The sequence below is a fragment of the Rhodanobacter thiooxydans LCS2 genome (assembly GCF_000264375.1).
GTDB lineage: Bacteria > Pseudomonadota > Gammaproteobacteria > Xanthomonadales > Rhodanobacteraceae > Rhodanobacter > Rhodanobacter thiooxydans.
Genome location: NZ_AJXW01000103.1, coordinates 1 through 12,039 on the forward strand (window position 1 = coordinate 1; position 12,039 = coordinate 12,039).

Consider the following 12,039-nt stretch of genomic DNA (forward strand, 5'->3'; position numbering starts at 1 on the left):
TTCAAAGTTGAATCCGCCTCCGAAGTCATCGCATCGCCCGCTTACCTGCGCGTTTCTGATATTGCGAGGAACCGCCGCACTGGAACGCCGGGAGTCATTTGTGTGTCTGCCGCGACGTGGTGGGCATGGGTCAAGGCGGGAAAGGCGCCGCAACCTATCCGACTGAGTGCTGGCGTTACCGTCTGGCGCGCTGCCGACGTGCTGGCCTTCGCCGAATCACTGGCCGGAGATGCAGCATGAGCCGGCCCCAGACACAACGAAGGCTGCCGGGCGAGGGCAGCCTTCGAGATCGCACACACAACACATCTGCCCAGCATCGTAGCACCGATACCAGCGCCGCGGCGCAGCGCCTGCGTTTGCTTGCCCATCTTCGGCATGAGGCGATCGACACCATCACGGCCCGGCGCGATCTGAACATCATGATGCCGGCCGCTCGCGTGAAGGAGTTGCGCGAGGGTGGCCACAACATCCAGACGATGCGGGTCGACCGCTACGACGATCAGGGGCGCAAGCATTCCCGCGTTGCGGTCTATTCGCTGATCGGGGTGACGTCATGAGCGCCGCCGAACTGATCGGACGCCTGGAAGGCGTCATCAAGACCGGAAAGGGCTGGCGCGCGTTGCCCTTCGCACGGCGGCAAGTCCGCTTCACTGGCGATCGCCGAGGCCGAGAACAGCGCGCTATTGGTGCATTGCTTCGCCGGCTGTCAGGTGCATGACGTGCTCGCCGCGGTGGGGCTCCAAGTGGGCGACCTGTTCGCACGGAAAGACCTGAGAAGCATGTCCCCAGCGGAGCGCAGTCAGCTCCGACAGGCGGCCATGTTGCCCCGCTGGCGTGCTGCCCTGGACGTGCTGGTGACCGAGGCCAGCGTGGTGCTGATCGGTGCGAACCAGCTGGGTGACGGCCAGCCCTTGGAGGATGCCGACCTGACCCGGCTCCGCGTCGCGGCCTTGCGCATCTTCGACGCTCAGGAGGTGCTGCATGCCCGCTGAAACCTACAGCGCCAGCATCGACGATCTGGCCGCGCGCGAGGAAGCGGCCTTTCCTGATCCCGACCCGATCGAGCTGGCGCTGGGGAGGCTCGCCACCGACCCCGGCGCGATCTTTGAAGCGGACGTGTTGACCGCACTGGTGGAGGTCCGCCGGACCGATCCGGCGCGTTACCAGCGTGTGCGCGCCGCGGCGAAGGCAGCGAAGGCCAGCGTGGGCGAACTGGACAAACTCACCGCACCGAAAGACGACGGCGGCAGTGTCGAGGTGGTCGCCGAGGTGGAGCCGTGGCCGGAGCCGGTCGACGGCAGGCAGTTGCTTGCTGACTTGTGCGCCATCATCGGGGAACACGTCATTGCCGACCCGCCGACCATCCGCGCCGCGGCCTTGTGGGTGGTGCACACCTACTGCATGGACGTGCTCACGGTGTCGCCACTGGCGCACATATCCGCCCCGGAGATGCGTTGCGGCAAGACGGTGCTACTCACGGCGATGATGCGGCTGGTCTTCCGGCCCTTGTCGATTTCCAGCATCACGCCATCGGCCATTTTCCGTAGCGTGGAACTGTGGTCGCCCACGCTGGGAATCGACGAGGCGGATGCCTTCCTGAAGGACAATGAGGAAGCGCGCGGCCTGATCAATTCCGGCCTGTACCGCGAAGGCGCTTTCGTCATCCGGTGCGTGGGCGACGATCACACCCCGACGAAGTTCAGCACCTGGGCGCCGAAGATCCTTTGCGGCATCGGCAAGCTGGCCGGCACGATCGAGGATCGTTCGATCCCGTTGCGCATGCGTCGCAAGGTAGCCGGCGAGACGGCGGCCAACATCCGGCGATCTGATCCACAACCGTGGCTTGATCTGCAGGCACGCCTCGCCCGCTGGACGCGCGATCACCAGCACCGCATTGCATCGGCCCAGCCCGCACCCGCGCATGGCCTGGGCGACCGCGCGCAAGACTGCTGGGAGCCGTTGCTGGCGATTGCCGACCTTGCGGCCGGGGAGTGGCCGGGGCTCGCTCGTGCTGCGGCGCTGGCGCTTCACGGTGTCGAGGAAGAAACCCCGAGCATCGGCGTTGAACTGCTGCGAGACATCGAGGCCGCGTTCAAGGAACGACACACCAGCCGGCTCGCCAGTGTGGAGCTGCTGAGCATCCTGACCCAGGACGAGGAAGCACCCTGGGCGACGTGGAATCGGGGAAACCCATTGCGGCCTCGCCAGCTCGCCGCGCGGCTATCGGAGTTCGGTATCAAGCCGAAACCACTGCGCCCGCCGAACGGTGGAAAGCCATTCAAGGGTTATGACGTCGCCGACTTCACCGATGCCTTCGCCCGCTACGTTTCTGCCGAAGAGGGCGTTTTATCGGTTACACCGTCACAACCGCATAGCAGCGCGGTTTGCGGCGTATCGGCAACCGTTACAGCCGTCCAAGTGTCACCGAAAGGGGATACGCCGGAACCCGCATGGGACAAGGCTTGTCACCGTGTCACCGATAAAAACCCCCTGCCGGAGGAAAGAAGCAAGGCCGGCGAGCAAACCGGGAGCGTGACGATATGACCACCATCGAAGTCTTGCTCATCGTGTGGGCTGCCGGAGTCGTTCTCGAACGCCGCGGGGATCAGATCGTCGTGCGAGGTATCAAGCCCGATACACCGCCCGAACTGCTGGACCTGCTTCGACAGCGCAAAGCCGACCTGTTGGCTGTGCTAACGGATAACGCAACCAACGCCAGGGGTGCATGACATGCATACCCAAACCGCCACAGGCAATGGATGGAGTGAACATGCCGAAGCCCAATAAAAAAACGGCGGAAATTGGCAAGGGACGGGCCGGGCCTGGGCGGTCGGTGGGTTCCGACGAATAAGCGCCCATCCCGCCCACATCGCGCACGCGCGCGAGGCGCCCCGGTCATCGGCTCGCGCCTGATCGCACGTCGCCTGAGCTGACTATCGCCGGATGAAGCTTGACTCACGGAGCGGGTGGCCAGCACGCCCGAGCGCGTCCGCCGGTGCTGTAGGGGCATCCTATGCGACTCGTAAGAACGTTGTGCTGAAGCCGCGAGGGGGCAACGGAGCGTCTGCACGGCCGGGCAGCTACCTGGGCGCACTGCCGTTGGTAGCGACGTGGTGCCGTTCAAGTGCAAAAAGGCCAAGAAGTTGCCTTCAGCAGTCGAAATCACCCAATACCCATGGCAACAAAAACCCCGCCGGAGCGGGGTTCCTGAGGCTTCGGTTGGAGCGCGGTCAAGCTGTGTGGCGCAGGTCGCCCACGAGCGGCGTACTGGCCTGCTGTTCCGACTCTCGCTTCTTGGCGTCTTCGAGCCGCTCATTGAGGATTGTCTTGATTTCTCCGACAGCCCAGCGGTCGAGCAGGTCTCGGATCATCGGCTGGTAGCCGATGCCACGATACTTCGCGATCTCTTTCAACACGCGCAGTAGATCAGCCGGCATCCTGATCGAGATGAGCTGCATATTCAGGCCAGTCGCCTTTTCGACGGCGGCAGCTTCCTCCTCGGAGACACGCTGAGCGTGCTTGGTGTCCAGGCCCAGTTCGCCCGATTCCCAGTTTTCCGCAGTGCCCTTGATCTTGTGTGTCACGTTCATTCCTCCTCAGGCCAGCATGCGGGAAGTCCAGCTTGCTGGCGATATAGTTCAAGATGCTTGGGGCTAGAAGGTTCGAAGGCAGTCTTGATCTCCACGTTGCCGTCACGTCGAACGAAGCAGATCTTGAGCATCCGATTGTGATTAGTTGGCGCCATGAACCAGAGCGTAGGGGGATCGGTCTGGTGGTCTTCATTAGGGTCCAGCACGTAGACGCCCTCGCCATTGGCGAAGCACTCCACCACCTCTTTCTCGGTGACCTCATGCTTCTCATGTAGCTTTTGGGTCACAGCGCGCGAGAACAGAATCATCGTGCCCCCTTATGGTCAGGGTAGTGTATATACGTCTCAAGCCCCAAGCAACAACGGCTCAGCCAGGAGACATATACATGAACAGTGGTTGGGTGGACTCAATTTCTAGTGCTCGGTCCAGTCGGCAAGCCCAAGTGGACCGCTGCCGGTTTCACGGACACCGAGTTCAGGTGTGATGGTGAAACCGGAGGTGGTTCATGGCGACACGACGAACATTCAGTAGCGAGTTCAGGCGCGGTGCCGTGCGGCTGGCCAGGGAGCGTGGTGTAACGATTGCCCAAGCGGCACGCGATCTGGATCTGCACGAGAACGTGCTGTGCAAGTGCGTCCGGCATCGGCAGTCACCGCGACGCGCTGGGGGCATATTTGGGGGCATCTTGCCGCCCGCAGTTTCTGAAACCGTTGTGGCGCAAGGCTTCCCGGTGATTGTTCGATAGACGGACGACCAATTTCCAGAGCGTCCGGACGGGCGCTCTTTTTTTGTTCGTGCGTTGGCCGACATGGCTTCGGATGCTCGTGTCGCCGTCCACGACCAGCAGGTGTTTGCCATTGATCTCGGTAGGCCGGTTGCCGTCGAGCCCGGGCAAATCCGTGTGTGCGTGGCGCAGGCGCGGCTTGGCGGCCACGCCTGCAAAGCTCACTTCAGGCCTTCGGTGAACCAGTAGGTACGCTTGCGCTTGCCGGTATTGGGCGGTGTGACCTTCTGGGCGCCCAACGCCGAGCTGTTGTTGCCGCCGCCAGTGCCGGTCTGGTTGCCGCCGCCGATGAGTACAGGAGTGTAGACGCCGCTGCCGGGATTGACTTCGACCAGGCCGAATACCGGCGAGGGCGGCAGGCCGCCGCCGTCGAAGACGATGTAGCCGTTGCTGTTCTGGCCCTCGCCGGTCAGGAAGTTGATCGCGTAGCCGCGTGCGATACCCAGGTTCGGGTAGCACATGCCTGGGTTCAGTTTGGGATCGGCCGGGGTGTTGGTGCCGAAGTAGGTGTAGCCAGCCACCGTCAGCGGTGCGTTCACCGCCTTCTCGCCCGAGTGGGTCAGGGTGACATAGAACCCCGACGTGGCGCTGGTGGAGGAGTAAGGCGTGGTCGTTCCGGCGGCGGCGCCGGTTTCATCGGTGAGCATGGATTGGGTGATCGTGGTCCAGCCGGTGGTCACGCTGGTGCCGGTGTTGGTGTCCTTCAGCATGTAGAAGCGGTTGACCACGCAGGAGGATGCGTTCGACGCCAGAGGATGCTCGCGATCGCCGCTGGCTGCGACCACGGCGTCGAAGCTGGTGGTCGGCGTGACATCGGGCGGGTAGAAGAACTTGCGCGCGCCAGTGGGGTTGGTGGCGCAACTGGCGCCAGTACCGGTGCCGGTGGTGCGGAGACTGGCGAGCTTGGTCACCTGCCAATTTGCGGGAGAGTTGTCGTCGACGTCGACGCGCCAGATATTGCCGCCGAGGTCGCCGGTGTAGAGGCGATCGGTGTAGCCGTCGCCGTCGCGGTCGAGCAGGGTGATGTCGGACGGGATCGCGTAGGTCATGTCGGAGACCGTGGCCGTGCAGCCGGAGGCACAGGCGGTCCACACAGGGCTGCCATTGAAGGCGTCCAGCACCACGATCGCGCGGCCCATGGTGTCGGCGGTGGCCACTGGGTCCGTATCCTCGGCGGGATCGTAGCCGCCGCCCATGACCAGCACGGGAATGGGATTGCCGCTGAGGTCGGTGTGGCCCTTGACCAGGGCCAGCTTGGGTTGCGACCAGGTCTGGCCGAGTTCGGGGATGTCGGCGTTGGTCTTGCTCCACAGGAACACCGGCGGCTGGAGCGGGTTGCTCACGTCGAACGCATAGATCAGCCGGCCGCCGCGGCGCGCCGTGACGTAGATGTAGGTTTTCGGACTGCCGGTGACGCGCAGATCCTGGTAGACCGTGGTGGTGCCGTCGAAGAAGTAGGGCTTGCCGCTGCCGCTGGTGGAGCCCAGCGTCAGCAGCGGGCTGTTGTTGTACAGGCGCTGGAACCTGTCGAAGAAATCAGGGGCGATGAACGACCACAGTTCGCCACCGGGGCGTACCAGTCGCCCGCTGGCCATCGAGATGACGCCGGGAGAAGTGGCATTCTTGTTGCCGTTGACGGCACGGAAGAGGCCGTCGTTGGAGCCGTAGAACGCCACGATGCCGATGGAACCGCCATAGTTGACCACCGCTGGCCGCGAATGCAGCACGTCGCCGTGGATGGAGGGGCGTACGGTGACCGGAGTGCCGGGCCCTGCCGGGCTTTCGGCGCCAGGGGTGGTGTTGTTGTTGTCGGTGCCGCGGATCCAGTTGATCAGGTTGGTGGTGGTGGGCGTGGTGGTCGAGCTGGTGCCGAACAGGCTGCTGCCGGCCAACGTGGTGTCATCGAAGGTGGGCAGCGTGCCGGAGCTGGGGCAGCCGCCGACGCTGGTGCAGGTGTAGATCACCCGCTTCGACTGGTCGGTGAGGTAGTCCGCGCGGATCATTTCGGCCACGCCGCCCTTGTCGACCACCTCGCCGTCGGGGGCATCGAAGGCACCACCGGAACCGGTCGGACGGTTGACCCAGAAGCCGCTGGCCGGCCAGTTGGCGACGATGCTGCTGCTGTAGCCGCTGGCGGTGACAGTGAACGGGCCGTCGCCCGGGGTGCCGGTCTGATGGTCCGCGGTCCAGTAGCTGAGTGCGGTGGGCGAAATGAAGCCGGTGCCCGCGTTGCTGATCGCCGGGTTGCCCAGCGAGTCATCCAGCACCACGTTGTTGCTGGAGTCATAGCCGATCTGGTACTGCTTGAGGTTGCCCGCCCAGCGTGGCGCGGCGGTGGCATCCGGGCGGAACATGCCCACGTAGACCTGGTTGAGCGAGGTACCCTGGGCGTTCACGCTGACCGGCAGGCTCACCGAGGCGAACACGCTGTTGGTCGCCTGCACTTCGGTGAGGATCGTGATCAATGCCTTGACCAGACCGCTTACATCGCCTGCCGCGACGTAGAAGTACTTGCCGCCGCCGTTGGCGGCCATGCTCTTGACCAGGTTGATATGGTCTTTGCAACTTTGCTGCTTGGCCTCGCAGCCATCCGAAACGGCGATGGTGTAGGTGATGATGTTCTGCGCGTTGTGCGCTACCGAGGCGGGGATGCCGGACAGGTCGGCTTGGTACATGAACTTCGCCCACTCGTCGCCCCAGTTCTGCTGGTACTGGTTTGCGGGGTACAGCGGAATCATCGGCGGCGACATGGGGTTTGTGCTGGCGGGAACGCCCATGGCCGTGGCCAGGGTCGACTGTGGCAGCGTGACGCTGTTGGCGGTCTTGGGCGCGTTGCTGTTGCTCACATTGGCCAGGTAGATGATGAAGTTCTTCTGGCAGGTGTCGTTGATCGGGTTGGAGTACCTGGTTCCGGACAGGCCGGTGGTACCGGTGAAGAAGGCCCAGGCCTCCTCCATCGACTCGTCAAGTTTGTTCGAGTTGGCGCTGACGGCCGCGGTGCCGGGGCCGGTTCCACCGCCCGGCGTGCCCGCGATCGCACTCTGGAAGGTGGCGGCACCGGTGGTGTCCAGCAGCGGTAGGGGACCGGGCACCTTTTGCGAGGGGTCCGGGTAGAAGAACAATCCGCCATTGCCGCCAGTGACCCCGTTGAACATCATCAGGCCCATCTTGACCTGGCCGTTCAGCGAGCTGGTCGGTGCCCCGAGGGAGCCGATCATGTTGTAGAGCGCGCACGCCTCGAAGTCATGCGTCTTGGGATTGGAGGCGATCCAGGAGGGGCAGTTGCTGCCAGGGAGTATCGTGGTGGCCGAATTGCCGTTCGACGCGTTGTCCATGATCAGCAGGACGTTCGGCTGCCCGCCATTGATCGGGTTGCCGGTGTACAGGTCGATGTCCTCGCCGCTGGCGATACCGGGCAGCGCCAGGGCCGCGGCGATCAGGGCGAAGATGCGCAGCCGGCGATTCAGGGCAGTGCGTGCGTGTGACATGGCGGCTACTCCGCGGGGACGACAAGGTTATTAGGGGCAGGGTGTGCCGATCGGCACCTGCACGGAGGCGCCCTGGTGCATGGTGACCGCGACGGCGGTGTTGCTTGGGTCGGTGACGGTGGACTGGATGTCCCAGTCTGTCGCCGAGCACATCGATGGCGCTGCTGGAGGAGGAGACACCGAGGAGGACGGACCGGGCAGGATCAGGTTGCCGTTGGAACTGTTGGGCACCTTGCATACATCGCCCACCGGCAGGCTTGCGTTCGGGATCACCTTGCTGTCGAGGCAGACTGGAGGGGCGACCTGGGCGGTGAAATCCGGGGTGCCGTCGCCGTTGACGTCGACCTGCACCGGGGTGATGGTGGTGATCGGCACGCGGATGAACGGCTGACTCATCACCTGCTCAATGCCCTGCTGGGCCACGGTGCCGGCTTCCAGCCGGTATTGCTGGTTGGCGGCGACCTTGGTGTTGATCATGCTCGAGCTGACCATGGAGATGGCGAAGAGCATGAAGATGACCAGGAAGATCAGCGTCATCACCAGCGTAAAACCGCGCTGCGAGGTGTGGGACGGTGAGGTCTTCATCACTGGTTTTCCCTCTGGCCGCCGGTATTCCAGATGCGGGCGGCGGTCGCATAGACGTGCCGCTTGTAGTGATCGCCGTACGGGCCGTTCACCGCGGTGCGGCCCAGGTCGTAGGTGCGGGTGTCGGTCCAGCTGGCGGTGTTGTCCAGGTTGCGCGAAAGCAGGTTGACGCGTACGGCGGTGACGTTGGCCCAGTTGGCGGTGGCCGACGCGGTCCACGGGTAGGCGGCAGCCGTCACCGCCGTGGCGCAGGCCGCCGGCACGGCGGTGGTGTCGGACGGGTTGCCGACGTAGCAGTCGGGCGAGCCGTTGTTGTCGAGGTCCACGCCATAGCTGTAGTGCACGTCCTCGATGCCGGTGACCAGTGACGAGACATTGATCGCTCCGTTCACGAACTCGGCCATCTTCAGCGTCGGTGTGGTGTCGGCGCCGGCGCCGCTGCACACGTCGCAGGTCGCCACGTAGTAGCTGCGCTCGACGTACTTGCGCAGCTCGGCGGTGGTGCTGGTGCTGCAGGTGCCGCCGGCAACGGCTGCCTTGTTGTGCAGGGTGAAGGCGCTGGCGGTGTCGCTGTAGACCATCGACACGGTGTCGGTTTCGCAACCGGAACGCTGCAGGTAGTATTCCGTGCCGCTCGGCGTGGCGGTGACGCTGCCGGATGCGTAGCTGACGGTCAGGACTTCCGCACCCGTCCGCATGTTCGGCAGCGCGGTCGCCAGGCAGGGGAGAACGGTGGTGGCCAGCGACGGCCCATAAACCGGGAGCGGGAAAGTGAGTGTCGGAGAGGTGCTGAAACCCATCGAGGCCGGCGCCGCGGCGCAGGGATCGGGCAGCACGTAGCTGGAGGTGGTGAGCGGTTGGCCGGCGCGCCCATAGAAGCCGGCCATCTCGATGTCGCGAGTGATGGACTGCAGGGCGAAGCGGCCGTTCTCGACCTGTTCGGACGTCTTGTTGAACTCTGCCCGCGCCTTGCTGGTGGAGACGTACAGCGAACTGAGCCCGGCCAGCAGCGCCAGGCCGATGGCGACGGCGATCATCAGCTCGATCAGGGACATGCCCGCCTGGCGGCGGGCATGCGACATGGGCTGGCTGTGGGCGCGAGGAGTCATCATGTCGTCGTGAGGTTGGCGATCTGGACCTGGATGCTGATCACGCGCCGCACCGGGCTGGTGTTGCCGAGCGAGGCCTTCCCGCACGACAGCTTCGGCGCGGCGGTGGGCATCAGGCCCTGCCAGGCGACGCTGACGCGATAGACCGGGTAGTTGGGGTCGAACGAGGCGACCTGGTCGATGCAGCCCACGGCGCCGATCATGGCGCCGACCTTGGAGGCGCCGGAAACTTCGCTGGAGCCAAGCAGCGCGTTCTTCCACGCGGCGAGATCGGCGTTGGCGGTAGCGATCTGGACGGCCGAACCCGTGGCGCAGTCCGGCAGCGGAGCGGTGGTCGTGCTGAGGCCGGTGGCGCCGTTCGAGTAGCACGAGGCCACCTGCCGGTTGGCGTTGATGCGCGAGGCCATGTCCTGCACCAAGGTCAGCGCCTGCACCCGCTGGTAGGACTCCATCTCGCTGCGCGTGGATTTCGCCATCAGGGTGACGGTGCCGAGCAGGGCGATGGCTGCGATGACCAGCGACACCAGCGCTTCGATCAACATCATGCCGGTCTGGTTTTTCATGGGCAGCTGACCTTGGTGGACTCGGTGCGGCCGGTGGCGCCCACGGTGACGCTGAGGCAGAGCGGCTGCGAGCCGGTCTTGTTGACCGGCGCGATGGCGAACGTGGCCCCGGTGCTGGTCATCCGGCCGTTGCCGTCGAAGCTGAAGCTCCCGCTGGACGGCGTGATGGCGATGTTGCCGAGGGAGCCCTGCTTGCGGATCACGTTGGTGCCCTGGCTGATCACCCAGCCCAGGCTCCAGTCGGCGGCGCTGGTGGCCTTTACGTCGACCGTGGTATTGCGCTTGATCGCCTCGCTGCGCGCCAGCGCCACCGTGGAGACCAGGTCCATCGAGGCGTTCTTGACGCTTTGCGATTGCAGGAACGGCCGCATCGAGGGAATGGCGATCATCAGCAGCACGGCGAAGATGGCCAGGGTGACCAGCATCTCGACCAGTGTGAAGCCGTGGCTACGCGATGTGCGCATGGTCACTTCCAGCAGTTCGTGGCGCCGGTACTGGCCTTCTTGCTGCCGTCACCGTTGAGGGTGAGCGTGGCGCAGGCGGTATCGCGGACCTGGGTGCCGATCGGCTTGGCGGTGACGGTGTAGCCCGGCGGGGTGCCGCCGGAGGCGGAGGCGGCGGTGGCCACCGTCGCGATTTGATAGTTGGGATCCACCGTGTTTGGCACCGTGTAGCCGAGCGTGCTCAGGTTGCCGGCGAACTGCCGGGCGTCGACCAGGTAGCGCTCCTGGGCGCTGGCGATTTCCTGCATCACGCTCTCGGCCGCCGAGCGGTTGGAGCGCAGGGTGTACTGGAAGTAGCTGGGCACGGCGATGGCGGCGAGGATGGCGATGACCGCCACCGTGATCATCAGCTCGATCAGGGTGAAACCCCGCGCGCGCGATACGCCCTGCGCCTGGCGCAGATAACTGCGCCGCGGTGCCGCAAGTCGTCGGCCGGTGTGGATGGCAACTGGCATATTTCCCCCAAGCGTCGCCAGTATTGTTTCAGTTGGTCGACAAGCACATCCGTGTACTGGGTCACGACCTGGCGCCATGCCTGAATGGGAATATGAAGTACTGCCAAATCAAAGTTAATTTGCCCGACGCCGTGCACCCGGCGGTGCGGCAGGGCCGGCGCATGAACTTTCGGCCGACCTGGCAACGGCGGTCTCCAGGCCCTCTGCCGAGCCAATGTGGAGCAGGTATTTGTGGGCGGCCGGGGCGGCCGTGCGCCAGGCCCGGTCGCGGTTCAGTCGCGGTGCCGGGACGGCTGCCGATACCGCCGGGTGAGGCGTTCGACCAGCAGCGGCAGCAGGGCGAGCACGGCGATCGCGCCCAGTGGCAGCAGCACTTCGCGGCGCATGAACAGGCCGATGCCGAGAGGGCCGCCATGGCTGGTGGCGATGGCGTCGCCGAGACCGGCGCCGATCGAGGTTTCGAAGATCAGCGAGACGGTGCCGCCGAGCCAACTGGCGCCGAGGAACAGCCACAACGGACAGCGCAGCCAGGCCAGGCTGATGGTGACCAGGCCGAACGGCGCCACCGGCACGAAGCGCAGGAACAGGGTATAGCTCACCGGGTGGCGCTCGAAGCCGTGGTGCAGTTTCGCCACCATCGCCGGCGGGCGGCGGCTGCCGGCACCGAACGCGTAGCGGCTGGCCAGGTACAACACCAGCGAGCCCAGGGTCAGGCCGATCGACGAGCATACGGTGGCGTCGACCACGCCAAAGGCGAAGCCGCCGGCCAGGATCACCACGATGGTGCCGGGGATACCGGTGGCCACGGTCAGCGTCAGCAACCCGATGAAGGCCAGCCGGGCAAGCCAGGGGTGGCTGGCGATCTGCGCGTGCAGTTCGGCCTGGCGCGCCACCAGTCGGTGCGGGCTCAGCTGGTCCAGCGAACCGGAGGCGAACAGCACGATGCCGGCCAGCACCAGCAG

General features: G+C 65.0%; 16 protein-coding genes and 1 pseudogene. 7 read left to right on the top strand and 10 right to left on the bottom strand.

The window, feature by feature from the left end; translation table 11 throughout:
- The 6 genes from UUA_RS20110 to UUA_RS19470 all read left to right on the top strand — a co-directional run.
- Nucleotides 1–240, top strand: a 240-nt coding sequence (locus tag UUA_RS20110; protein ID WP_238533044.1) for a helix-turn-helix transcriptional regulator, incomplete at its 5' end; no start/stop codon positions are given.
- Nucleotides 237–557, top strand: a complete 321-nt coding sequence (locus UUA_RS17030; protein ID WP_081491596.1) for a helix-turn-helix domain-containing protein — start codon at nucleotides 237–239, stop codon at nucleotides 555–557. The genes UUA_RS20110 and UUA_RS17030, both read left to right, overlap by 4 nt.
- On the top strand, nucleotides 554–718 hold the full coding sequence (locus UUA_RS19460; RefSeq protein WP_155943280.1) for a hypothetical protein: 165 nt from the start codon (nucleotides 554–556) through the stop codon (nucleotides 716–718). The genes UUA_RS17030 and UUA_RS19460 overlap by 4 nt, the downstream gene beginning before the upstream one ends.
- A gap of 1 nt (nucleotide 719) precedes the next feature.
- The gene (locus UUA_RS19675) at nucleotides 720–992 is read left to right on the top strand and encodes a hypothetical protein (RefSeq protein WP_153022967.1); all 273 of its coding nucleotides are present in this window, start codon (nucleotides 720–722) and stop codon (nucleotides 990–992) included.
- Nucleotides 982–2,544 (top strand): DUF3631 domain-containing protein, encoded by a 1,563-nt coding sequence (locus UUA_RS17040; protein ID WP_008439175.1) that lies wholly within the window; start codon nucleotides 982–984, stop codon nucleotides 2,542–2,544. Before UUA_RS19675 ends, UUA_RS17040 begins: the two co-directional genes overlap by 11 nt.
- The gene (locus UUA_RS19470) at nucleotides 2,541–2,729 is read left to right on the top strand and encodes a hypothetical protein (protein ID WP_008439176.1); all 189 of its coding nucleotides are present in this window, start codon (nucleotides 2,541–2,543) and stop codon (nucleotides 2,727–2,729) included. The genes UUA_RS17040 and UUA_RS19470 overlap by 4 nt, the downstream gene beginning before the upstream one ends.
- Before the next feature lie 501 nt (nucleotides 2,730–3,230).
- On the opposite strand, the gene UUA_RS17045 is transcribed toward UUA_RS19470, so the two are convergent.
- Entirely contained in the window at nucleotides 3,231–3,584 is a 354-nt protein-coding gene (locus UUA_RS17045; RefSeq protein WP_193385147.1) for a hypothetical protein, read from the bottom strand.
- 2 nt (nucleotides 3,585–3,586) lie between these two features.
- Complete coding sequence (locus UUA_RS19015) at nucleotides 3,587–3,898, bottom strand: DUF4258 domain-containing protein (RefSeq protein ID WP_008439178.1); 312 nt, start codon at nucleotides 3,896–3,898, stop codon at nucleotides 3,587–3,589.
- A gap of 197 nt (nucleotides 3,899–4,095) precedes the next feature.
- On the opposite strand from UUA_RS19015, the pseudogene UUA_RS19475 reads away from it, so the two are divergent.
- Nucleotides 4,096–4,230: pseudogene (locus UUA_RS19475) on the top strand (transposase); the annotation flags it as partial.
- 9 nt (nucleotides 4,231–4,239) lie between these two features.
- Here the strand turns inward: UUA_RS19475 and UUA_RS19680 are convergent.
- From UUA_RS19680 to UUA_RS17085, 8 genes are all read right to left on the bottom strand, one after another.
- Nucleotides 4,240–4,539, bottom strand: coding sequence for a hypothetical protein (locus UUA_RS19680; protein ID WP_162098690.1), 300 nt, complete (start codon nucleotides 4,537–4,539; stop codon nucleotides 4,240–4,242).
- A complete protein-coding gene (locus UUA_RS20260; RefSeq protein WP_008439189.1) occupies nucleotides 4,536–7,862 on the bottom strand; it encodes a pilus assembly protein in 3,327 nt (1,108 codons plus the stop codon). Before UUA_RS20260 ends, UUA_RS19680 begins: the two co-directional genes overlap by 4 nt.
- 30 nt (nucleotides 7,863–7,892) lie before the next feature.
- A complete protein-coding gene (locus tag UUA_RS17060) occupies nucleotides 7,893–8,447 on the bottom strand; it encodes a pilus assembly PilX family protein (RefSeq protein ID WP_008439190.1) in 555 nt (184 codons plus the stop codon).
- Nucleotides 8,447–9,559, bottom strand: coding sequence for a PilW family protein (locus UUA_RS17065; protein ID WP_274378159.1), 1,113 nt, complete (start codon nucleotides 9,557–9,559; stop codon nucleotides 8,447–8,449). The genes UUA_RS17060 and UUA_RS17065 overlap by 1 nt, the downstream gene beginning before the upstream one ends.
- Nucleotides 9,556–10,119, bottom strand: coding sequence for a type IV pilus modification protein PilV (gene pilV / locus UUA_RS17070; protein ID WP_008439192.1), 564 nt, complete (start codon nucleotides 10,117–10,119; stop codon nucleotides 9,556–9,558). The genes UUA_RS17065 and pilV overlap by 4 nt, the downstream gene beginning before the upstream one ends.
- Nucleotides 10,116–10,583: a GspH/FimT family pseudopilin gene (locus tag UUA_RS17075; RefSeq protein ID WP_008439193.1), complete on the bottom strand. Its 468-nt coding sequence runs from the start codon at nucleotides 10,581–10,583 to the stop codon at nucleotides 10,116–10,118. The genes pilV and UUA_RS17075 overlap by 4 nt, the downstream gene beginning before the upstream one ends.
- A 2-nt stretch (nucleotides 10,584–10,585) precedes the next feature.
- Nucleotides 10,586–11,077: a type IV pilin protein gene (locus tag UUA_RS17080; RefSeq protein WP_008439195.1), complete on the bottom strand. Its 492-nt coding sequence runs from the start codon at nucleotides 11,075–11,077 to the stop codon at nucleotides 10,586–10,588.
- A gap of 272 nt (nucleotides 11,078–11,349) precedes the next feature.
- Nucleotides 11,350–12,039, bottom strand: a 690-nt coding sequence (locus tag UUA_RS17085; protein ID WP_238533046.1) for a TVP38/TMEM64 family protein, incomplete at its 5' end; no start/stop codon positions are given.

Excerpts from the sequence above, each read along its gene's own strand:
- UUA_RS17030 (WP_081491596.1), top strand. The coding sequence starts at position 237 with ATGAGCCGGCCCCAGACACAACGAAGGCTGCCGGGCGAGGGCAGCCTT.
- UUA_RS19460 (WP_155943280.1), top strand. The coding sequence starts at position 554 with ATGAGCGCCGCCGAACTGATCGGACGCCTGGAAGGCGTCATCAAGACC.
- UUA_RS17040 (WP_008439175.1), top strand. The coding sequence starts at position 982 with ATGCCCGCTGAAACCTACAGCGCCAGCATCGACGATCTGGCCGCGCGC.
- UUA_RS19470 (WP_008439176.1), top strand. The coding sequence starts at position 2,541 with ATGACCACCATCGAAGTCTTGCTCATCGTGTGGGCTGCCGGAGTCGTT.
- UUA_RS19015 (WP_008439178.1), bottom strand. The coding sequence starts at position 3,898 with ATGATTCTGTTCTCGCGCGCTGTGACCCAAAAGCTACATGAGAAGCAT.
- UUA_RS20260 (WP_008439189.1), bottom strand. The coding sequence starts at position 7,862 with ATGTCACACGCACGCACTGCCCTGAATCGCCGGCTGCGCATCTTCGCC.
- UUA_RS17060 (WP_008439190.1), bottom strand. The coding sequence starts at position 8,447 with ATGAAGACCTCACCGTCCCACACCTCGCAGCGCGGTTTTACGCTGGTG.
- UUA_RS17065 (WP_274378159.1), bottom strand. The coding sequence starts at position 9,559 with ATGATGACTCCTCGCGCCCACAGCCAGCCCATGTCGCATGCCCGCCGC.
- pilV (WP_008439192.1), bottom strand. The coding sequence starts at position 10,119 with ATGAAAAACCAGACCGGCATGATGTTGATCGAAGCGCTGGTGTCGCTG.
- UUA_RS17075 (WP_008439193.1), bottom strand. The coding sequence starts at position 10,583 with ATGCGCACATCGCGTAGCCACGGCTTCACACTGGTCGAGATGCTGGTC.
- UUA_RS17080 (WP_008439195.1), bottom strand. The coding sequence starts at position 11,077 with ATGCCAGTTGCCATCCACACCGGCCGACGACTTGCGGCACCGCGGCGC.